Here is a 21,624-nt window from a genome sequence, read left to right as displayed (position 1 = left end):
TGCGATGACGATGTAGTATGTTGCACTACACATCACTACATCGAGGCTCTTATGTCTGTTATGTCTCTACGCATACCGGAAGACGTCGCCGACACGCTTGCCAGTCTCGCCAAGGCGACAGGGCGCAGCAAATCCTTTCTAGCCGTAGATGCATTACGCGAATACCTGACGCGTGAGGCCTGGCAAATAGAGGAAATTCAAAAAGCATTGAAAGAAGCTGATGCGGGCGACTTTGCGACAGCGGCCGAAGTAAAAGCAGTCGCCGATAAATGGCGTAACAATGCAGGTTGATTGGCTGAGGGCTGCCCTCAGGAATCTTGACGATGAAGCGGCCTACATTGCCGAAGAAAACCCGAAAGCTGCCCATGAGTTCGTGCAGGCGATCTTGACCGGGCTTGAACATGTCGCTGAATTTCCGGCAATGGGCAAAGAAGGCAGAGTGCCCGGCACGCGCGAATGGGTAGTGCCCCGATGGCCCTATATCGTTCCCTACCGTATTCGAGATGGCCGGTTACAGGTGATGCGAATTTTTCATACACGCCGCCAGCCACCCGCTTCCTGGTAGCCACGGTTCAGACGGACAATACACCCTGCACCTGCCCAATCAACCACTGCAACCCCGAATCCCCGCCCCGCCGCGCATGCCACGCCAACTCAAACGCAAACGAAGGGATATGAAACGGCGGCGGCACAGCCAGCAGGTGCTGCTGATCGATGTTGAGCAAGCCTCTGGATGACACCGTCAAAATCAGGTCTGTGCCCTGGATCAACTGCGGTGCCACGCCCCAGTGCGGCAGGCTGATCGCCACATGCCGGCGCTCACGAATTGCCGTCAACGCCCGTTCGATCTCCGGGGTGCCACTGCCGCGCATTTCCAGCAACACATGCGGACGCGACAGGTAAGCGGGCAGATCGAGCACGCCGTTTTTCGGCAGGCTTTCGCGGTCAATCAGGCAGGTGTAATGCTCTTCGAATAACGGCGTGGTGCGCAGTTCGGCGGGCATGTCGGGGAACACCCCGGCGGCCAGGTCGAGGTCACCATTGAGCACGCCGTCGACCATGCCTTCGCGGCTGGCCTGGACGATTTGCAGGTCGATGCCAGGCGCTTCACGGCGCAAGGTGCGGACCAGCCCCGGCAGGAAAATCGCCGCGCTGTAGTCCGACATCGCCACACGAAACCGGCGCTTGGCCGATGCTGGATCAAACCGGTTGGGCGCCAGCAGCGCCTGCACTTGGGCCAGGGCTTCGGCCAGTGGCGCGGCCAGCTCCAGGGCGCGGGCGGTCGGCACCAAGGCACCGCCCTGGCGCACCAGCAATGGGTCACCAAGCAGATCACGCAAGCGCGCCAGCGCATGGCTGACCGCCGGCTGGCTCAGGTGCAGGCGCTCGCCGGCGCGGGTGACGTGTTGCTCGCTGAGCAAGGCGTCGAGGATCACCAGCAGGTTGAGGTCGATGCGACGCAGGTCATTCATCATCTGCATGCTCAGCATAAGAACTTGGAATTTAAATTTGCGCGACGAATAGCCTAGAGTCCAGCAAAACCTCTGGGAGAACTGAGATGACGACGTTGCATTGGGTAGGTCTGTTGGCACTGGCGGTGATCGCCGGCGCGGTGGTGCCGTTTCAGAGTGCGATCAACGCAAGCCTCGGGCGCGGGCTGGGGCACCCGTTGTGGGCCACGCTGGCGTCACTGCTGGTGAGCAATATTGTGTTGCTGCCGGTCATCATCGCGCTGCGCCTGCCCTTGCCGAGCCTGGCCTTTATCACCAAGGCGCCGCTGTGGATATGGGCCGGAGGCGCGTTTGGCGTGTGCTTTATTTCGCTGGCGCTGATGTTGCTGCCCAAGCTCGGCGCGTCAGGGTTTATTGCGCTGGCCATGGCCGGGCAGATTCTCGCTTCGCTGCTGCTCGATCACTTTGGCCTGTTCGGCCTGATGGAACGCCAACTGACAACGCCCCGCGTGCTGGGGGCGTTGTTGTTGATTGGCGGGGTGGTGTTGATTCAGTTCAGCGCCACACCGGCCCGCGCCCTTGCCACGGCAGGCTGATCAGCCCCTGTCGAGCGTGCGCAGTTTTTGTGGCAAGCCCCACAGCAGCAGCGCCGCCGCCAACAGCGCACACACGCCGATCACATACAGCGCCGGCGTGGTGCTGCCGGTGAGGTCCTTGATGCGCCCCACCATCACCGGGCTGACAATACCGCCGAACTGCCCGAGGGTGTTGATCACCGCAATGCCACCGGCCGCACCCGCACCGGCGCCAGCCAGCAATTTGGGCGGCAGCGTCCAGAAGGTGGGGATCGAGGCAATGATGCCCGCGCCCAACAGGCCCAGGGCGATGATCAGGAAGGTGGTGTGGTCGGCAAAGATCCCGGCGCAGAAGAAGCCAATGGCGCCCAGTACCACCAGGCCGCAGACAAACTTGCGGCGCTCACCGGTGGCGTCCGACAGTCGCCCGATCACCACCATGCTGATCGCCCCGCACACATAGGGAATGGCGGTGAGCAGGCCGATCATCACCGGGCTCTGGGTGCCGGCACTGCGGATCAACTGTGGCGCCCAGAAGTTGAGGCCGTAAGACGCCACCTGGATCAGAAAGTAGATAAACCCAAGCATCAAAAACCCTGGAATGCGGATCGCCGAGAGCAACGAGCCACCGTGCGCGTTCGGCTCATGCTTGGCGATGCGACTCGACAGCAGGGTTTTCTCGGCAGGCGTCAGCCAATGCGCGTCTTCAATGCGGTCCTTGAGCAAGGTCAGCACCAGAAAACCCAGGCCGATGCAGGGCAAGCCGCCGAGCAGGAACAGCCAGTGCCAGCCGCGCATTTGCAGTACGCCGTCGAGGTGTTCCAGCACCAGGCCGGAAAATGGCGCGCCGACTAAACCGGCGAAAGCCGAGGCCAGGAACAGCATCGAGGTGATGCGCCCACGAAAGTGCTGCGGGAACCACAGCGTCAGGTAATACAGCACGCCAGGCGCAAACCCCGCCTCCATTGCGCCGATGATGAAGCGCAGGCCATAGAACTGCCATTCGGCGGTGACAAACACCATGGCCGCCGTGGCCAGGCCCCACGACATCATGATGCGCGCGATCCAGCGGCGGGCACCGACCTTGTAGAGCATCATGTTGCTCGGCACTTCGAACAGCACATAACCCACCACAAACAAGCCGGCGCCCAGGCCATAGGCGGTGTCGCTCAGGCTCAGGTCGGTTTGCAGCTGGAACTTGGCGAAGCTGATGTTGATGCGGTCAAAAAACGCGAACAGGTAGCACACCATGATCAGCGGCATCAGGCGCCAGGCGACCTTACTGACCAGGGCTTTTTCGGCATCGATTTCAGCGGCCGGGCGCACGCCGGCCTCTAACGTATTAGTGCTCATGGTTTCTCTCCAGCGGGCTGCTCACAGGCGCCCGATTGTTTTTGTTGTCTGGTAGCGCGTTACAGCGTGGCGATGTAAGCCGGTGGCGGGTGCAGGTCGCCATTGCGCCCGGCCTTGGCGACTTGGCCGGGCAGTTCATGCCCAAGCAAGGCCGGCAAGCGACGGGACATTTGCAACAGGTGCGGCAGGTCGATGCCGGTGTGAATGCCGACCTCTTCGCAGAGGTTGACCAAATCTTCGGTGCAGATATTGCCTGACGCGCCCGGTGCAAACGGGCAACCGCCGAGGCCACCCAATGCCGCATCAAACCGGCGGGCTCCAGCCTCGTAAGCGGCCAGCACATTGCACAAACCCAGGCCACGGGTATTGTGAAAATGCAGGGTCAGATCGCTGGCCGGCACCTGTTGCAGCACGCGCTTGACCAAACGTTCGACCTGTCGCGGATTGGCCATGCCGGTGGTGTCGGCCAACGTGATGCCCTGAATGCCCAACTCGCGATAGGCGTCGACTATTTGCAGCACGCGGTCTTCATCGATCTTGCCTTCGAACGGGCAGCCAAAGGTGGTGGCAATGCTGCCGTTGAGCCGCACCGGGTGGTCGGCGGCAAAGCTGACGATATCGCCAAACGCCGCCAACGATGCCTCGCAACGCATGCGCATATTCGCCAGGTTGTGGGTCTGGCTGGCGGACATCACCAGGTTCAGCTCATCGGCGCGCGACTCGATGGCGCGCTGGGCGCCCTTGAGGTTGGGGATCAGCGCCACATAAATCACACCGGCCCGGCGCTCAATGCCCTGGAACACCTGCTCGCCATCACGCAACGCGGGAATGGCCTTGGGCGACACGAACGAGCCCGCCTCGATTCGCGAAAAACCGGCCTGCGCCAGCGCGTTGATCAGCGTGATCTTGTCGGCGGTTTCAACCCACGTCGGTTCGATTTGCAAGCCATCGCGCGGGGACACTTCCTGCACGATCAGCGCGTCAGAATAATCAGTGATCATTGCACCACTCCCGCGGTTTTCAAGCGCTGGATATCGGCGCCGGTAAGGCCCAGGCTGCCAAGGATGTCATCGGTGTGCTGGCCCAGGGTCGGGCCTTGCCAGTTCACACCACCGGGGGTTTCAGAAAGTTTGGGCACAATGCCGGGCATCTTCACCGACACGCCGCCGGGCAATTGGGCATTGAGCAGCATGTCACGCGCCAGGTAGTGCGGGTCGCTGACGATATCGGCCACCGAGTAAATGCGCCCGGCCGGCACCTCGGCGGCTTCGAGCGCGCTGAGCACCTGGTCGATAGGCAGGCTGCTGGTCCAGTGGGTAATGGCCGCATCGAGCAGGCCACTTTTGGTGGCGCGGCCGTCGTTGTGGGCAAACTCCGGCGCTTCAGCCAGGTCGGCACGGCCGATGGTGTGCATCAGGCGCTTGTAGATCGGGTCACTGTTGCCGGCGATCACCACATAGGCGCCGTCGGCAGTCAGGTAGGTGTTGGACGGCGCAATACCCGGCAAGGCGCCGCCGCTGCGCTCACGCACATGGCCGAGCATGTCGTATTCGGGCACCAGGCTTTCCATCAGGTTGAACACACTTTCGGCCAGTGACACATCGACAACCTGCCCCTCGCCCTGCCCGGTCTTGACCCGCAGCAGCGACATCAGCGCGCCGATCACCGCGTGCAACGAGGCGAGAGAGTCACCCAGGCTGACGCCAACCCGCGCCGGCGGAGAGTCGGGGTTGCCGGTGGTGTAGCGAATGCCGCCCATGGCCTCACCGATCGCACCAAACCCTGGGCGATCGCGGTAAGGCCCGGTCTGGCCGTAGCCGGAGATACGCACCAGAGTCAGCTTGGGGTTCAGCGCATGCAGCACGTCCCAACCCAGGCCAAGTTTCTCCAGGCCGCCGGGGCGCAGGTTTTCGATCAGCACGTCGGCGTCGCCCAGCAATTGCTTGATCAACCCCAGGCCTTCCGGGGACTTGAGGTCCAGGGCGAGCGACTTTTTGTTACGCGATTGCAGGTACCACCACAGCGATGTGCCTTCGTGCAGCTTTCGCCATTTACGAAGCGGGTCGCCCTGGCCCATGGCTTCGATCTTGATCACCTCGGCGCCAAACTCGGCCAGCATCCGCGCGGCGAACGGCGCGGCAATCAGCGTGCCGATTTCAATCACCTTGATACCGCTCAACGGCGCTGTCATGGGATGGTCCTCTTGTTCTTGGAATATGCAGCCAAGGCTAGAGGACAGAGGGAAGATAAATCCAACCGTCAGTTGGCAAGGAGCGTTCGCGAAATGCGAACGGCTATTGGGTGCCGGCGTCAGTCAGATCGCTATCGCGGGCAAGCCCGGCTCCCACAGGAGGAATGCGGCCCCTTGTGGGAGCCGGGCTTGCCCGCGATGAGCATAGGTATCTACACAACTTTTAAAAGCAGCCTATTTCTCCTGTGGCGAGCAGGCTTGTCCTGCGTTGGGCTGCGAAGCAGCCCCAAAAACAGACGCTGAGTACTTTCAGCAAAATTGCCGTGCCTGTACTGGGGCAGCTTCGCAGCCCAACGCAGGACAAGCCTGCTCGCCACAACAGCCCACCAGCCACAGACTTCGTGTTAACCGGTTGTGTAGATACCTATGCCGCGATGAGGCCCACAGGGTTTCCTCACTTCAGTGGCGTGCGCAGGTAGTCAAACAACAACCGGCTCACCGGCGACAACTGCGCTTCATCACGCACCACCACAATCAAGCTGCGATCCGACCACGTGTCGGTCAGCGGCACCGCATGCAACCCCAGCGCGCGACCAAACAGCTCATAGGCTTTTTGCGGCAAAATACCGATGCCCATATTCGCCTGGACCATCCGGCACATCGCATCAAACCCCGGCACATGGATACGCAGGCGCAGCATCTTGCCGGCCTCACGCGCAGCGGCATGGGTACGCATGTTGATCGAACTGGCGGCGTGCAGGCCCACGTAATCGCTGCCCAGGGTTTCCTCGAAGGCCAGGGTTTGGCGTGCGGCCAAGGGATGCTCCGCCGGCATCAACACCACCAGCTTGTCATGGCGATACAGCACACTGGGCAAGCCTTTGGTATCAGTGTCGCTGGAGCAGATGCCCAGGTCTGCCACCCCGTCCAGCACGCCCTGGACCACGCCGTTGCTGGGGCGCTCTTCCAGATCAGTCTTGACCTCGGGGTGCCGTTGGGAAAAGTCGCGCAGGTCTTCCGGAAGGAACTGAATGATCGCCGACAGATTCGCCAGCATGCGCACATAACCGCGCACACCGTGGCTGTGTTCGCCCAGTTCAAGGCCCATTTTCTCGACGTTGAACAGCATCTGCCGCGCATGGTGCAGCAATGTTTCGCCCGCCGCAGTCAGGTCCATGCCCTTGGCACGGCGCACGAACAGGCTCACGCCCAATACCTGCTCCAGCTCCATCAGGCGCTTGCTGGCCGCCGATACGGCGATGGCTTCACGGGCCGCAGCGCGGGTCAGCGTGCCTTCTTCAAACACTGCAACGAACAGTTGCAGAGTGATCAGGTCAAGGCGACGCACCAGGCTTTTGTGCAGCATCAGCGCGGCTCGCTGGCCAGGCGATTGATCTCGGCCTGCTCCACCACGGCTTGCGGCGCGCCATGACGCGCCGCCGCCAACATCGCCAGGCCGACGGTCTCGGTGCTCACCACCCAGCTCGGTTTGACCCGACGAAAAAACGACAACAGCGGCCCGAGCACGGTATAGAACAATTGATACAGCGGCGTTTTCGAGCGCACGCCATACAACGGCTGAATCACCCCGGGCCGAAACAGGTACACCGCCTTGAACGGCAAGCGCAGCAAGGCGTTTTCGGTCTTGCCCTTGACCCGCGCCCACATCGACTTGCCCGCCTCGGAGCTGTTGGTGCCGGCGCCGGACACATAGATAAAGGTCATCTGCGGATTGAGCCGCGCCAAGGTGCTGGCGGCGACCAGGGTGAGGTCATAGGTGAGGTGGGTGTACTTGGCTTCATTCATGCCCGCCGACGACACGCCGAGGCAGAAGAAGCATGCATCAAAGCCTTGCAGCAGGTTTTCCAGCGGCTGGAAGTCCAGCATGTCGCTGTGCAACACCTGGTGCAGCTTGCCGTGTTCCTGGGTCAGCGGCGTGCGGCCCACGGCGACCACTTCCTGCACGTCAGCGGCCAGCAGGCACTCGCGCAGCACGCCTTGGCCGACCATGCCGGTGGCGCCGAATAATAGAACTCTCATCAGGTGACCTCAGCGGCAAGCCGCAAGCTTCATGCTCAAGTTAAATACCGTTCAACTTGTAGCTTAACGCTTGCGGCGTGCAGCTGCCGCCTTTAGAACGCGCTGCGAAATATCTCCTCAATTTGTCGCTGATCCGCCCGGCGCGGGTTGGTCAGACCGCAGGCATCCTTCAACGCATTGGTGGCCAGCAGCGGAATGTCCTGCAACTTGGCGCCCAATTCGCGCAAACCGGCCGGGATCTCAACGTCATGGGCCAAGGCGCGAATAGCGACGATGGCCGCCTGGGCGCCCTCTTCCGGAGTAATACCCTTGATATCGGCGCCCAAGGCGCGCGCCACGTCGCTCAAGCGTTTGGCGCACACGCTGGCGTTGAAGCTTTGCACATGGGGCAGCAACACCGCGTTGCACACGCCGTGGGGCAGGTCGTAGAGGCCGCCGAGTTGGTGGGCCATGGCGTGCACAAACCCCAGCGAGGCATTGTTGAAGGCCATCCCGGCGAGGAACTGCGCATACGCCATGTTTTCCCGCGCGGCTTTGTCGCTGCCATCACGTACCGCCAGACGCAGGTTGGCGCTGATCAGCTCCATGGCCTTGATCGCACAGGCATCGGTGATTGGCGTGGCGGCCGTCGACACATAGGCTTCGATCGCATGGGTCAGCGCATCCATGCCAGTGGCCGCCGTCAGCCCCTTGGGCATGCCGACCATCAGCGTCGGGTCGTTGACCGACAGCAGCGGCGTGACATTGCGGTCGACGATGGCCATTTTCACATGGCGGGTTTCATCGGTGATGATGCAAAAACGGGTCATCTCGCTGGCCGTGCCGGCGGTGGTGTTGATCGCCACCAGCGGTAACTGCGGCTTGCTCGACTGATCGACACCTTCATAGTCGCCGATGTGCCCGCCGTTGGTGGCGCACAACGCGATGCCCTTGGCGCAGTCATGGGGCGAACCGCCGCCCAGGGACACCACAAAATCACAGGCGGTGGCCTCCAGCATCGCCAGGCCTTTCTCGACGTTCTCCACATTGGGGTTAGGCTTGGCGCCGTCGTAGATCACCGAGTCAATGTCCTGCATCGCCAGCTTTTCGGCGATCATGCTGGCCACGCCGGCCTTGGCCAGCCCGGCGTCGGTGACGATCAGCGCCTTGCGAAAACCGTAGTTGCGGATGGCCGTCATGGCTTCGTCGAGGCAGTCGGTGCCCATGATGTTGACGGCGGGAATAAAAAAGGTGCTGCTCATGGTCAATCCTCAGAGGCGGTATGCCGACAGAATCAACCGCTAACGCGTGGCGCATCTTGATCAGGATCAACGCCCGCTCATGATAAAGTCACCACCCAGCCGATTTCGAGTAGACCCGCCGCAATGAAGGATTTCCAGGATATTGACGCCCACCTTGAAGACTGGAGCGCACTGCGCAGCGCCATCGACTTCAATGGGATTCTGATCGGCAATGGCGCCAGCCGTGCGATTTGGGAAGACTTTGCCTACGACTCGCTGTTCGAAAACGCCCGCACCGTCGAAGAAAAGCCCCTGAGCCCATCCGAACTCAGCGTGTTCGACGCCCTGCAAACCCGCAGTTTCGAGCAAGCGCTGGGCGCCTTGAAGACCACCAGCCGGGTCAACAAGGCGCTGGCGGTCAGCTCGGCGGCACCGCGCAATCGTTATTACGCGATCAAGGAAGCGCTGATCAACACCATCCACGCCGTACACATTCCGTGGCGCCTGGTGCAGCCGTCGACACTGGCGACGATCAACACTGAACTGAAGCGCTACGCGACGGTGTTCACCAGCAATTACGATTTGCTCAACTACTGGGCGATTTTGCACACGCCGGGCATCGACGACCTGTTCCGCAGCGCCGACGCCAGCTTCGACCTGCGCAACACCCGCACCGACGCCACGCGCATCCTCTACCTGCACGGCGGCCTGCACCTGGTGCGCAACCTCGACGGCACCGCGCGCAAATTGCCGACCACCGAGAGCACCTTGCTCAGCAGCTTTGCAATAAACAACACGATCAAGACGTTGGACGATGTGCCGTTGTTTGTCAGCGAGGGCAAGGTGGAGGAGAAGCTCAAGACCATTCGCAGTTCGGATTACTTGTCGTTCTGCTACGAGCAGTTGCTGAGTCATGAAGGCGCGTTGTGCATCTTCGGCCATGACTTGGGGGCTCAGGACAGCCACTTGGTGGACGCGATCCGCCAGGCCAGACTGACGACACTGGCAATCTCGGTGTCGGGGCGCAGTGACGGGTTTATCCGCCAGCAGAAGCGCCGGTATTCGCAGTTGTTTGACGGCAGTGGCGTGGAGCTGAAGTTCTTTGCGGCGCGTACGCATCCGTTGGGTAATGCCGCACTCTCAGTACCCGTCGAACGCTGATCTACTGAACAACGAAGATCAACTGTGGGAGCTGGCTTGCCTGCGATAGCGGTGTGTCAGTTAAGACAGTACTGACTGGCCCACCGCTATCGCAGGCAAGCCAGCTCCCACAGTGACTGTGTTCCAGCCTGGGAACACAGTCACTCGTCGCTGCTGTGCACCACCACCAGCAACTGCGCCTGCACCTGCCCCACCGAGCGAATTCGGTGAGGTTTCTGTGCATTGAAGTGCAGCGCGTCGCCCCGTTCCAGAATCACCCGTTCGTTCATGAAATCCACTTCCACCTGGCCTTCGTGCACAAACAAAAACTCCTCGCCCAGATGCTCCTTGAAGGTCTTGTCGGTGAATTCTGCCGGCGGGTAGATGATGAACGGCAGCAGGCTGCGCTCGCTGACCTGATGAGCCAGCACGGCATAACCCGGCGCGGTGTCGGGACGTTCGTGGCTGCGCACCAGGCTGTAGCTGTCGAGGCTGACGTTGTCTTCGCTGAACAGTTCTTCGACCTTCACGTTCAACGCCTTGGCCAGTTTCAGCGCGGCAGCAATCGACGGTGTGTTGAGCCCACGCTCGACCTTGGACAGATAACTCTTGGTCATCCCGGACTTTTCGGCCAGGGACTCCAGGGTTACGCCAAGTTTTTTTCTTAATAGTTTCAAACGGATAGACATGTGCTGCGGTTAATCCCTGCAGAAAAGGCAGAATCACGCTTGCCAATGACACAAAGTGTCATATAGCATCTTTAGTGTCATTTGTTCTAACCCAAAGGACACCGATATGGCCAAGACATTAGCACTTCCCAAAGACCAACTGGTCAAGCAAGCACTGATCCAGATGCAAAACAGCCTGGCGGATAATACGTGGACCGACCGGCAAAAGCTGGCGCTCACGTGCCGCATCCTGTTCGAACACGGACACGACTCCGGCCTGGCCGGGCAGATCACCGCACGTGGACCAACGCCTGGCACCTATTACACTCAGCAACTGGGCCTGGGTTTCGATGAAATCACGGCCAGCAATCTGTTGCTGGTCAACGAAGACCTTGAAGTACTCGAGGGGCATGGCATTCCCAACCCGGCCAACCGTTTTCACACCTGGGTCTACCGTGGGCGGCCGGATGTGAACTGCATCATCCATACGCACCCCACGCATATTGCCGCGCTGTCGATGCTCGAAGTGCCGCTGCAGGTGTCGCATATGGACCTGTGCCCGCTGTACGAAGATTGCGCCTTCCTGGAAGCCTGGCCGGGCGTGCCGGTGGGCAATGAAGAAGGCGAAATCATCACAGCAGCTTTGGGCGACAAGCGCGCAATCCTGCTCTCGCACCACGGTCAGCTGTCCACCGGCGCAAGCATCGAGGAAGCCTGCGTGATCGCGCAGTTGATCGAACGGGCGGCCAAGTTGCAGTTGCTGGCAATGTCGGCGGGCACTATCAAGCCGATCCTGCCGGAACTGGGTCGCGAGGCCCATGACTGGATCTCCAAGCCCAAGCGCCATGGCGCCGCATTCAACTACTACGCCCGGCAGAACCTGCGCAAACACGCCGATTGCCTGAACTGATTGCCCTTATTCACGCGGAGACCTCCCATGTCCAACCCCACTATTCACGGCATCATCGGCTACACCATCACCCCGTTCAGCGCCGACGGCCAGCGCATTGACCTCGACGCCCTCGGCCGTTCCATCGACCGCCTGATCGACAGCGGCGTACACGCCATCGCGCCTTTGGGCAGTACCGGTGAAGGCGCGTATTTGAGCGATGCGGAGTGGGATGAGGTCAGCGCCTACAGCCTTGCGAAAATCGCCAGGCGCGTACCCACTGTTGTCAGCGTGTCTGACTTGACCACCGCCAAGGCCGTGCGTCGCGCCCGTTATGCCGAAGCCAATGGCGCCGATGTGGTGATGGTGCTGCCGGCCTCATACTGGAAACTCAGCGAAGCGGAAATCCTCGCCCACTACGCTGCGATTGGCGACAGCATCGGCGTGCCGATCATGCTTTACAACAACCCGGCCACCAGCGGCACGGACATGTCGGTGGACTTGATCCTGCGCATCGTCAAGCAGGTGGCGAACGTGACCATGGTCAAGGAGAGCACTGGCGATATTCAGCGCATGCACCAGTTGCGCCGCCACAGCGACGTGCCGTTCTACAACGGCTGCAACCCGCTGGCGCTGGAAGCCTTCGCGGCGGGTGCCAAGGGCTGGTGCACGGCCGCGCCGAACCTGATCCCGCAGCTGAACCTGGAGTTGTATGACGCGGTGCTGGCCAATGACCTGACACTGGCGCGGGAGCTGTTCTATCGCCAGTTGCCGTTGCTGGAGTTCATCCTCAAGGGCGGTTTGCCGGCGACGATCAAGGCCGGGTTGCGGCTGACCGGCCTGGAGGCGGGCGATCCACGCTTGCCGGTGTTCCCGTTGGGTGAGGCTGGCATCGAACAGCTCAAAGCATTACTGCGCTAAAACCGCGGTCCTCTGTGGGAGCTGGCTTACCTGCGATAGCGATGGTGCTGCCACCACCGCTATCGCAGCGGTGCGACGATTCGACAAGCCAGCTCCCACATTTTTGAACCCATGAACCCGTTACATAGAGACAAATGACAATAGTTCTCGATATCATTCGCGACTTATCTACGTCGTGCTTCCTCAAGAAGGATATCCATGTCTCGTCCCAAGCCCGACCCGTTGTCGGCCGATGCCTTTCGCGGGTTTTATGCAGATATCCTGCATTTCCTGCGCAAGCGCACGGACAACGCCAACGACGCGGCGGACATGACCCAGGATGTCTTCACCCAATGGCTGGACTACCGCGACCGCGCCAAGGTCGAGCAGCCACGGGCGTTTCTGTTCCAGATGGCGCGCAACCTGTTGCGCGATCACTGGCGTAAACAGAAGGTACGCCAAAGCGCTCACTCCGGCCCGGCCGACGCTGACACGGAGCCGGTCGCCGACGCACAAAACGACCCCATGGCCGCCGCGCAGCGCCTGCAACGCCTGGAACGGTTGAAAGAAGTCCTTGCCGAACTCTCGCCCCGCAGGCGAGAAGCCCTTATGCTGCACCGCTTCGAAGGCTTGAGCCAGGCGCAGATCGCCGAGCGCATGGGTATTTCGACCAGCATGGTAGAAAAGCACATCGCTTTTGCCCTGCTGCATTGCAAGCGACGCCTTCAACCAGAACCCGGCACGGAGCAGCCAGAATGAACCGCCTGAGCGACATTGACGTCCTGGACATCGAAGCGAGCGACTCCATCGATGCCCAAGCCGCCAGCTGGTTTGCCCGCAACCGCAATGGCGCAGCACGGGCCGAGCGCAAAGCCTTTGCCGCCTGGCAGGCAACCCCCGCCCACGCCCGCGCCTATGCCGAATTCGAACAACTGTGGGACGACCTCGCCCAACTGCAGCAACTGAACAAACCCGTGCCACTGCCCCCGCGCAAACCTTCGATAGTGCGCCCTGCCCTGGCCGTGGCCGCCGCACTGGTCTGCGCCGTGCTGACGACAAATATCGGTGCACCCCGCGCGCTGTTCCACAGCCAGATTGCCGGGCACGCCAAAGGCATGCGCACCCTCGCCTTGCCCGACGGCAGCACGCTGTATGTGAATGCCAACACCCACCTGCGCGTGGACTTCAATGCGCATCAACGCATCCTGCACCTGGACAAGGGCCAGGTCTTTATCGAAGTTGCCGCCGACAAAGAGCGCCCGCTCTACGTGCAAGCCGGCGAGGCGAACGTGCGGGTGGTTGGCACCGGGTTTGACGTGCGACGCAGCCAGCAACAACTGGTGGTCAGCGTCGCCCACGGCCAGGTCGCCTTCGAGCCGGACGCCAAAAGCCCGGTGGCGTTGCTCGGCGCCCAGCAACGTGCCACGTACAGCTACGCCAAGGGCACCGTGCAGCAACAGACACTCACCACCGAAGAAGTGGCCGACTGGCGCAGTGGGCACCTGTCGTTTCGCAATCGGGAGTTGGCCAGCCTGATCGATGAACTGAGCCTCTACCGGCCTCAAGCGCCCTTGCAGGTCAACAAAGCCGTGGCGCAACTGAAGGTCTCGGGCAATCTGGATGTGAATGACCCGGATGCCCTGCTCAGCGCCCTGCCCGCGCTGCTGCCGGTTAAAACCGTGGCCTCGGCCGATGGCATTGTCCGCATCGAACCACTCAAGTAAGGCCTGCAAGCATCACACTTGAGAATATTTTGCATTCGCATGTGTGGTTTTTTGCAGCTGCCCCGTCTTCCTCCCGACTGTGTTGGATACGCACACCTTTTGGCTATTTAGCCACCCCGGGGGATTTCATGTTTCGCGCGCCTTGCCACGCTCCGCACCTGTTTCTTCGACCGACCCTTATTGCCAGCTGCATGGCCTTGAGCCTCAACGCCCAGGCCGAGTCGCTCAGGCTGCAACTGCCCGCCCAATCGCTGGCCACGTCCCTGAGCTTTGTCGCGCAGCAGGCGAAAATCCAGCTGTTGTTCGATGAGACACTGCTCAAACATGTGCAGGCGCCGGCGCTCAACGGTGAATTCAGCCCGGAAGTGGCGATTCGCAGCCTGCTGAAAAACGGCGAGTTCACCCTGATCAAAGTCGGCAGCACCTACGTGGTGCGCCCCGACGAGGGCAAGACCACCCACAGCGGCGCCATCCAGCTGGATGCCCTCAGCGTGATCGGCACCGGTAACGAAGTCGACTCCAGCACCGTCAACCGCTCGACCATGACCCAGGCCGACATTGACCGCTACCAGTCCAACAACATCCCCAGCCTGTTGCAGACCTTGCCCGGCGTGAGCCAGGGCGGCTCACTGAAACCTGGTGGCCAGACCATCAATATTCGAGGTTTCGGCGATGCCGAAGACGTGCCGATGACCGTCGACGGCGCCACCAAAACCGGCTTTGAGCGCTACCAGCAAGGCACCGTATTTATCGAGCCGGAGCTGATCAAGAGCATCGAGGTCGAGAAAGGCCCCAACTCGCCGTTCACCGGCAACGGCGGCTTTGGCGGCACGGTCAACATGACCACCAAGGACGCCCCGGACCTGCTGCAAGACGGTCGCAACAGCGGCGCGATGCTCAAATACGGTTACTCCAGCAATGACCACGAACAGATCTACAGCAGTGCCGTGTACGGCCGCACCGACGACGGGCGTTTTGACGCGCTGGCCTACCTGACCCAGCGCGACGGCGGCGACATGAAGGTGGCCGCCAAACTGCCCAACGACAACAACGAATACCCGGTCAACCCGCAGCGCCTGCCCAACAGTGCCCAGGATGTGGACGGCAAACTGTTCAAGGTCAACGCCCACTTCACCGAGGAGCACAGCGTTGGCCTCTCTTACTCGCGCTCCCACAGCAACCGCTGGACACCATTCTCCGCCGCCAGCTACCCGACGCCGCCGACCCAGGCCAACATCGACCGCTACGGTTACGAAAACGCGCTGAAGCGTTTTTTAGCCCAGCGTGACACCACTGACACCACCTGGTCAGGCAAGTACGAATACACGCCGGTGAATAACCCGCTGATCGACCTGACCGTCAAATATTCCCAGTCCAATACCGACCAGACCGACGAACGCGACGCCACTGCGTTTTTCCAACTGGCCACCGGCGGGCGCAAGATGGACACCGCCTACACCGACAAGAACCTCGACATCCGCAACGTCAGCCTGTTTGACACCGGCCCCTTGCAGCATGCGGTGACCGTCGGCGGGCAAATCCGCAAGCACATCCGCGAAACCGAAATGTGGATGCCCGGCACCACCTACAACACCGCGCGCTACAACTACGGGCACTTCCAGCCGGGTTTCATGCCCCACGGCAAGGTCGACACCAACAGTTTCTTTGTCCAGGACGCAGTCACCGTGGGCGATGTGACCATCACCCCGTCGCTGCGCTACGACCATGTGCGCAACCGTGGCGAAGGCAATGACGCGCCGTACTACAACAACCCGAATCCGTCCTTCGGCCACGATTACAGCGACCGCACTTACACCGGCTGGTCGCCGCGCCTGGCGCTGTTCTGGAACGTCACGCCGAACCTGGGGCTGTTCGCCAACTGGAGCAAGACTTGGCGGGCGCCGGTGATCGACGAGCAATATGAAGTGCAAGGCCTGGGCAGCCGCACCGCCACCAGCGTCGACCTCGACCCGGAGCGCATCACCTCGATTACCCTGGGTGGCGTCACCAGCTTCGACAACCTGATCGCCCAGAACGACAACCTGCAAGTGCGCGCCACGCTGTTCCACAACAAAGTCGAAGATGAAATCTTCAAGGCCACCGGCGTTGGTTGCCAAAACCAGGCCGTCAACGGCGGCACCATTGCCAACGCTTGCCCGCCTGGGGCGATGTCCAACTACCGCAACATCGGTGGCCTGACCATCAAGGGCTTTGAGCTGGAGTCTTTCTACAACTCCACCTACCTGTTCGGCTCGGTGTCGTTCGCCTACGCCAAGGGTGAACACGAAGGCGCGTACACCAACCCGTGGGGGCCGGATGTACCGGCACGTGACATTCCACCGACCAAATGGGTGCTGGTAGTGGGCACCAACATCCCGGCCTGGGATGCCCAGGTGGGCTGGATGGGCCAGTTCATTGGCGCGACCGATCGCTTGCCGAGTGACAAATATTCCGGCGGCCCGGGCAGCAGTTTGGGCGACCTGTTCTACGACCAGTACGGCAACAAGGCCTACAACACCCAAGGCCTGTTCGCCAAATGGAAACCGCAACAGGCGTACCTCAAAGGCACCGAGGTGAACTTCACCGTGGACAACCTGTTCAACAACAACTTCCGCCCGGCCTTGAGCGGTGATCGTGCCTACACCAAGGGCCGCGATGCTAAGGTCAGCATTACGCGGTTCTTCTAAAGACCAGGGTGACGCCATCGCAGGCAAGCCAGCTCCCACAGGAGATCTCGGTCAACCAGGCAATAGAGATCAACCCCAGGCAAGCCAGCTCCCACAGGAGATCTCGGTCCGCCAGACAATAGAGATCCAATGTGGGAGCCGGGCTTGCCCGCGATGGCGCCGTGCCTGCCAGTTTAAAGATTGAAACTGTACGGATAAATCTGCGACCAGCTGTAGGCCCGCGATCGGCGGGGGTTGTGGCTAGATGGGCTTCCCTTGAAGCCCTCCAGATTCTGGTCCCCACTCATGAGCTCGCGCGAAAACACCGGCATGGCCCTCGGCCTGCTGGGCGTCGTCATCTTCAGCCTGACTTTGCCCTTCACCCGTATCGTGGTGCAGGAAATCCACCCCTTGCTCAATGGCCTCGGGCGCGCCTTGTTCGCGGCGATCCCGGCAGCAGCGCTGTTGTTGTGGCGACGCGAGCGCTGGCCAACCTGGCGCCAGGTGCGCGGTCTGTGCCTGGTGATTGCCGGGGTGATCCTGGGTTTCCCGGTGTTGTCGGCCTGGGCCATGCAAACCTTGCCGGCGTCCCATGGCGCGCTGGTCAACGGTTTGCAACCGCTGTGCGTGGCACTGTATGCGGCGTGGCTGTCACATGAGCGGCCGTCAAAAGCCTTCTGGGCCTGCGCAGCGCTGGGCAGTGCGTTGGTGCTGAGTTATGCGTTGATCACCGGCGCGGGCAGTATCCAGGCCGGCGATTTGCTGATGCTCGGCGCGATTGCCGTGGGCGGCCTGGGGTATGCCGAAGGCGGCCGGTTGGCCAAGGAAATGGGCGGCTGGCAGGTGATCTGCTGGGCGCTGGTGCTGTCGACGCCAGTATTGATCGGCCCGGTGTGGTACTTGGCGGCGCAGCATCAAGGCGCGATTTCCATGCGCACCTGGTGGGCGTTTGGGTATGTATCGCTGTTCTCGCAGTTTTTGGGGTTCTTCGCCTGGTACGCCGGGCTGGCCATGGGCGGCATTGCGCGGGTCAGCCAGATTCAGCTGTTGCAGATCTTCTTTACCATCGCGTTTTCGGCGTTGTTCTTTGGTGAACATATCGAGCCGATTACCTGGGTGTTTGCGTGTGGCGTGATCATTACGGTGATGCTCGGGCGCAAGACGGCGGTGCAGCCTGCACCGGCTTGTGTGGGAGCTGGCTTGTCGAATCGTCGCACCGCTGCGATGCAGACACCTCGGTCTATCAGCAAACCCAGGTGATGCCATCGCAGGCAAGCCAGCTCCCACAGGAGACCGCATTCAGTTCAAGAAGCCATCCGCGCGCAGCAGGGTTTCCAGGCAGTGTTCGCTGATGTGGTAGAACGCCTTCAGCTCCTGGATTTTTTCCAACAGTTGCGCATTGTCCACAGGCTCGGTGCGCTTGACCGCCAGAATCATCTTGTTCTTGTTGGTGTGTTCCAGCGAGATGAACTCGAACACCTTGGTCTCGTAGCCACAGGCTTCCAGGAACAACGCACGCAAGCTGTCGGTGACCATTTCCGCTTGCTGGCCCAGGTGCAGGCCGTACTGCAGCATCGGCTTGAGCAGCACCGGGCTCTGGATCTGCAGGCGGATCTGTTTGTGGCAGCACGGCGAGCACATGATGATCGACGCACCGGAACGGATGCCGGTGTGGATCGCGTAGTCGGTGGCGATATCGCAGGCATGCAGGGCGATCATCACATCCAGTTCGCTGGGCGCCACACTGCGCACATCACCACACTTGAACACCAGCCCCGGATGCTCCAGGCGTGCGGCGGCGGTGTTGCACAGGGTTACCATGTCTTCACGCAATTCCACACCCGTCACTTCGCCCTCGGCCTTGAGGGTGTTGCGCAGGTAATCGTGAATGGCGAACGTCAGGTAGCCCTTGCCCGAACCGAAATCCGCCACGCGCACCGGCTGGTCAAGCTTCAACGGCGATGAGGTCAGCGCATGGCTGAACACTTCGATGAACTTGTTGATCTGCTTCCATTTGCGCGACATCGATGGGATCAGCGCCTGCTTGGCGTCGGTGACGCCCAGGTCCGCGAGGAAGGGTCGGCTCAAGTCGAGGAAGCGGTTTTTCTCGCGGTTATGCTCAGCAGAAGGCGCCTCGCGCAATTGCTGCGGCTTGCTTTTGAACAGCGAGCTTTTGTTCTTTTTGCTGTATTCCAGCTGGGCTTCGTCGGTCAGCGATAACAGGTGCGCATTCTTGAACGACGCCGGCAGCAGCGCGGCAATTGCCGCCACGCCTTCGGCCAGCGGGAAGTTCTTGGTAATGTCGCGGGTCTTGTAGCGATAAACAAAGGACAGGCACGCCTGCTCCTTGACCACGACCTGCTTGATGATCAGCCGCTGCAACTCGGCTTCTTCGCCGACGTACTTGGCCAGCACCAGCTTGATAAACGCGTTCTGCGCGAGGCTTGCGCTCAGCAGTTCGATGAACTGGGCGTGATGATCCGGCGCAGGGCTGGCAGGTTGAGCGGTGACAGACATGAACAAAAACGCCTCGGGCAAAGAATGCCGGGCATTTTAGGGGGGATGAAGGTTTAGGGCACGGGGTTATTTGATCAACGGTCGCTCAGCCGCCGCAAATCAAATGCGGGAATCACTTTTCTCTGGAAACTGACTTATGTGGAGGGCAAGCCAGCTCCCACACAAGCCCGGCTCCCACAGAAAAGCAGCTATTCCAGCACTATCAGGCGGTTAGGCAGCTCATTACGCGTCTGCGTCACCGGCACATGCACCTTCAGCAATTCACCACACGCTTCGATGCAGGCAATAAACCCCGCCAGCGTCTGCCCCTGCTTCACCTGCTGGGTGAATGCCTTGACGATCTCATCCCAACTGCTGTCATCCAGGTGCCTGGAAATACCATCGTCCACCAGAATCTCCACATACCGCTCCGCCTCGCTGACAAAAATCAGCACGCCGGTGCTGCCCAGCGTGTGGTGCAGGTTTTGCTCCAGGAACTGTCGACGGGCCAGGTTCGATGCACGCCAGTGGCGTACCGAACGCGGAATCAGGCGGGTGGTGACCTTGGGCAGGCGAAACACCAGGCACAACACAATGAAGGTCGCCCATTGCGCCAACAGCAAGGTGTACATGGTCAGGTAGCCCGACAGGTAGTGCACGATGCCAGGTACCACCAAGGCGACCAGGCTGGCCCACAGCAGCGGGATATAGGCGTAATCATCCGCGCGCGCGGCCAGCACGGTGACCAGCTCGGCGTCGGTGGTTTTTTCGACGCGTGCGATCGCTTCGGCGACTTGGCGCTGCTCGTGTTCAGTCAGTAATGCCATGGTTGTAGATGCTCTGTTCTAGTTATTGTCATTACCAGCCACCTGAGGCACCACCGCCGCCAAAACCACCGCCGCCGCCTCTGAAGCCACCACCGCCGCCCCCGCCACCGCCGCCGCGTCCACTGCTGCTGAGAATCGCCAGCAGGATAGCGCCAACGGGCAGCCCCAGCCGATTACACAGCCACAACACGCCGATCAGCAGGATGAACAAACCGATGGAAAACCCCGGATTATCCTTGGCAAAATTCGCATCCGCCACATGCGCCGGCACGGCCAGCGGCTCGCCGCCCACCACCTGAATCATGGCCGCAACGCCGTCGCTGATGCCCTGGCTGTAATTACCGGCCTTGAACTTGGGCGCGATCACCTGGTTGATGATCACCCACGACTGCGCATCGGTCAGCACGCCTTCGAGGCCATAGCCGACTTCGATGCGCAATTTGCGCTCATCGCGGGCGACGATCAACAGCGCGCCGTTGTCCTTGCCCTTTTGGCCGATGCCCCACTGGCGGCCCAATTGATAACCGTAGTCCTCAATGGGCACGCCCTGCAGGTCAGGCACAGTGACCACCACGATCTGGTCACCCGAAGTTTGCTCCAGCGCCTGCAATTGCTGGGTCAGCTGCGCACGTACCGCCGGGTCGATCATCTGTGCGGTGTCCACCACCCGCCCGGTCAAGGCCGGGAAGGTCAGCGCCGCCTGGGCCACGCCCACGCAGGCCAGCAGCCACAGCGCCAAGCCTATCCGTAATAAACGCATCGACACCTCAGAGAAGCCTTATTTGAACTTCACTTGCGGCGCTTTATCGGCGTCGGCACTGGTGGCTTCAAACGTGGCGCGGATCGGCAAGTCGCTGTACATCACGCTATGCCACAGGCGGCCGGGGAAGGTGCGGATCTCGGTGTTGTAAGCCTGCACCGCCTGGATAAAGTCGCGACGGGCCACGGCAATACGGTTTTCGGTGCCTTCAAGCTGAGACTGCAACGCCAGGAAGTTCTGGTTGGCTTTGAGGTCCGGGTAACGCTCGGACACCACCATCAGACGGCTGAGTGCGCCGCTCAAACCGTCTTGAGCCTGTTGGAACTGCTTGAGCTTCTCGGGGTTGTCGAGGGTGCTGGCATCCACTTGGATCGAGGTGGCCTTGGCCCGCGCCTCAATCACAGCGGTGAGGGTGTCTTGCTCATGGGCCGCATAGCCCTTGACCACTTCCACCAGGTTGGGAATCAGGTCGGCGCGGCGTTGGTATTGGTTTTGCACCTGGCCCCAGGCCGCCTTGGCCTGTTCGTCCAGGGTCGGAATGGTGTTGATGCCGCAACCGCTCAGCACCGTGCTGATCAGTAGCAAAGCCGCGGCCTTGAAGCCCCAGCGGTAATGTTGTGCTGCTTGCATAGTGTTTCTCCTGCCCAATCTGGATGGAATGTGACGACTAACCCTATAAACCGCGCGCTTGGGGCATAATCCGCCACCACTGGATTGCGTCGAG

General features: G+C 61.0%; 22 protein-coding genes. 10 read left to right on the top strand and 12 right to left on the bottom strand.

Annotation, left to right across the window (positions count from 1 at the left end; genetic code table 11):
• Positions 1 to 51: 51 nt before the first annotated feature.
• Entirely contained in the window at positions 52 to 291 is a 240-nt protein-coding gene (locus AOA62_RS10665; protein WP_017137287.1) for a CopG family ribbon-helix-helix protein, read from the top strand.
• Positions 281 to 565, top strand: coding sequence for a type II toxin-antitoxin system RelE/ParE family toxin (locus AOA62_RS10660; protein WP_017137286.1), 285 nt, complete (start codon positions 281 to 283; stop codon positions 563 to 565). The genes AOA62_RS10665 and AOA62_RS10660 overlap by 11 nt, the downstream gene beginning before the upstream one ends.
• 7 nt (positions 566 to 572) lie before the next feature.
• Here AOA62_RS10660 and AOA62_RS10655 read toward each other — a convergent pair whose 3' ends face one another.
• Positions 573 to 1,490 carry a LysR family transcriptional regulator gene (locus AOA62_RS10655; RefSeq protein ID WP_099548618.1) on the bottom strand — a complete coding sequence of 306 codons (918 nt, stop codon included), beginning with the start codon at positions 1,488 to 1,490 and terminating at the stop codon, positions 573 to 575.
• Positions 1,491 to 1,558: 68 nt separating this feature from the next.
• Here AOA62_RS10655 and AOA62_RS10650 point away from each other — a divergent pair, with 68 nt between their 5' ends.
• Positions 1,559 to 2,047, top strand: coding sequence for a DMT family transporter (locus tag AOA62_RS10650; RefSeq protein ID WP_099548617.1), 489 nt, complete (start codon positions 1,559 to 1,561; stop codon positions 2,045 to 2,047).
• Here the strand turns inward: AOA62_RS10650 and AOA62_RS10645 are convergent, their stop codons facing one another.
• From AOA62_RS10645 to yiaY, 6 genes are all read right to left on the bottom strand, one after another.
• Positions 2,048 to 3,379 (bottom strand): MFS transporter, encoded by a 1,332-nt coding sequence (locus AOA62_RS10645; RefSeq protein WP_099548616.1) that lies wholly within the window; start codon positions 3,377 to 3,379, stop codon positions 2,048 to 2,050.
• Between the two features lie 59 nt (positions 3,380 to 3,438).
• Complete coding sequence (locus AOA62_RS10640; RefSeq protein ID WP_017137282.1) at positions 3,439 to 4,380, bottom strand: hydroxymethylglutaryl-CoA lyase; 942 nt, start codon at positions 4,378 to 4,380, stop codon at positions 3,439 to 3,441.
• Positions 4,377 to 5,570: a CaiB/BaiF CoA-transferase family protein gene (locus AOA62_RS10635; RefSeq protein WP_099548615.1), complete on the bottom strand. Its 1,194-nt coding sequence runs from the start codon at positions 5,568 to 5,570 to the stop codon at positions 4,377 to 4,379. Before AOA62_RS10635 ends, AOA62_RS10640 begins: the two co-directional genes overlap by 4 nt.
• A 454-nt stretch (positions 5,571 to 6,024) precedes the next feature.
• Complete coding sequence (locus AOA62_RS10630) at positions 6,025 to 6,936, bottom strand: LysR family transcriptional regulator (RefSeq protein WP_099548614.1); 912 nt, start codon at positions 6,934 to 6,936, stop codon at positions 6,025 to 6,027.
• The gene (locus AOA62_RS10625) at positions 6,936 to 7,610 is read right to left on the bottom strand and encodes an NAD(P)H-binding protein (protein ID WP_099548613.1); all 675 of its coding nucleotides are present in this window, start codon (positions 7,608 to 7,610) and stop codon (positions 6,936 to 6,938) included. Before AOA62_RS10625 ends, AOA62_RS10630 begins: the two co-directional genes overlap by 1 nt.
• 92 nt (positions 7,611 to 7,702) lie before the next feature.
• Complete coding sequence (yiaY, locus tag AOA62_RS10620; protein ID WP_017137278.1) at positions 7,703 to 8,851, bottom strand: L-threonine dehydrogenase; 1,149 nt, start codon at positions 8,849 to 8,851, stop codon at positions 7,703 to 7,705.
• A gap of 123 nt (positions 8,852 to 8,974) precedes the next feature.
• Here yiaY and AOA62_RS10615 point away from each other — a divergent pair, with 123 nt between their 5' ends.
• Positions 8,975 to 9,991, top strand: a complete 1,017-nt coding sequence (locus AOA62_RS10615; protein ID WP_099548612.1) for a DUF4917 family protein — start codon at positions 8,975 to 8,977, stop codon at positions 9,989 to 9,991.
• A gap of 140 nt (positions 9,992 to 10,131) precedes the next feature.
• Here the strand turns inward: AOA62_RS10615 and AOA62_RS10610 are convergent, their stop codons facing one another.
• Positions 10,132 to 10,659 carry a helix-turn-helix domain-containing protein gene (locus AOA62_RS10610; RefSeq protein WP_058421756.1) on the bottom strand — a complete coding sequence of 176 codons (528 nt, stop codon included), beginning with the start codon at positions 10,657 to 10,659 and terminating at the stop codon, positions 10,132 to 10,134.
• Positions 10,660 to 10,765: 106 nt separating this feature from the next.
• On the opposite strand from AOA62_RS10610, the gene AOA62_RS10605 reads away from it, so the two are divergent.
• From AOA62_RS10605 to AOA62_RS10580, 6 genes are all read left to right on the top strand, one after another.
• A complete protein-coding gene (locus tag AOA62_RS10605) occupies positions 10,766 to 11,548 on the top strand; it encodes an aldolase (RefSeq protein ID WP_017137275.1) in 783 nt (260 codons plus the stop codon).
• 27 nt (positions 11,549 to 11,575) lie between these two features.
• Positions 11,576 to 12,448 carry a dihydrodipicolinate synthase family protein gene (locus AOA62_RS10600; protein ID WP_099548611.1) on the top strand — a complete coding sequence of 291 codons (873 nt, stop codon included), beginning with the start codon at positions 11,576 to 11,578 and terminating at the stop codon, positions 12,446 to 12,448.
• A gap of 198 nt (positions 12,449 to 12,646) precedes the next feature.
• Entirely contained in the window at positions 12,647 to 13,186 is a 540-nt protein-coding gene (locus AOA62_RS10595) for an RNA polymerase sigma factor (RefSeq protein WP_099548610.1), read from the top strand.
• Complete coding sequence (locus AOA62_RS10590; RefSeq protein WP_099548609.1) at positions 13,183 to 14,151, top strand: FecR domain-containing protein; 969 nt, start codon at positions 13,183 to 13,185, stop codon at positions 14,149 to 14,151. Before AOA62_RS10595 ends, AOA62_RS10590 begins: the two co-directional genes overlap by 4 nt.
• Before the next feature lie 128 nt (positions 14,152 to 14,279).
• Positions 14,280 to 16,838: a TonB-dependent receptor gene (locus AOA62_RS10585; protein ID WP_017137271.1), complete on the top strand. Its 2,559-nt coding sequence runs from the start codon at positions 14,280 to 14,282 to the stop codon at positions 16,836 to 16,838.
• A 285-nt stretch (positions 16,839 to 17,123) separates the two neighbouring features.
• The gene (locus tag AOA62_RS10580; protein WP_017137270.1) at positions 17,124 to 18,077 is read left to right on the top strand and encodes a DMT family transporter; all 954 of its coding nucleotides are present in this window, start codon (positions 17,124 to 17,126) and stop codon (positions 18,075 to 18,077) included.
• A 39-nt stretch (positions 18,078 to 18,116) separates the two neighbouring features.
• On the opposite strand, the gene AOA62_RS10575 is transcribed toward AOA62_RS10580, so the two are convergent.
• From AOA62_RS10575 to AOA62_RS10560, 4 genes are all read right to left on the bottom strand, one after another.
• Positions 18,117 to 19,334, bottom strand: coding sequence for an SAM-dependent methyltransferase (locus tag AOA62_RS10575; protein ID WP_017137269.1), 1,218 nt, complete (start codon positions 19,332 to 19,334; stop codon positions 18,117 to 18,119).
• A 188-nt stretch (positions 19,335 to 19,522) separates the two neighbouring features.
• Positions 19,523 to 20,140, bottom strand: a complete 618-nt coding sequence (locus AOA62_RS10570) for a TPM domain-containing protein (RefSeq protein WP_099548608.1) — start codon at positions 20,138 to 20,140, stop codon at positions 19,523 to 19,525.
• 31 nt (positions 20,141 to 20,171) lie between these two features.
• The gene (locus AOA62_RS32580) at positions 20,172 to 20,900 is read right to left on the bottom strand and encodes a YgcG family protein (RefSeq protein WP_026013717.1); all 729 of its coding nucleotides are present in this window, start codon (positions 20,898 to 20,900) and stop codon (positions 20,172 to 20,174) included.
• Between the two features lie 18 nt (positions 20,901 to 20,918).
• Entirely contained in the window at positions 20,919 to 21,530 is a 612-nt protein-coding gene (locus tag AOA62_RS10560; RefSeq protein ID WP_017137266.1) for a LemA family protein, read from the bottom strand.
• Between the last annotated feature and the right edge of the window lie 94 nt (positions 21,531 to 21,624).

Source organism: Pseudomonas sp. 2995-3, assembly GCF_002742565.1.
Taxonomy (GTDB): domain Bacteria; phylum Pseudomonadota; class Gammaproteobacteria; order Pseudomonadales; family Pseudomonadaceae; genus Aquipseudomonas; species Aquipseudomonas edaphica.
Note: the sequence above shows the minus strand (reverse complement) of the source record. Positions and strands in the feature narration are given on the sequence as shown.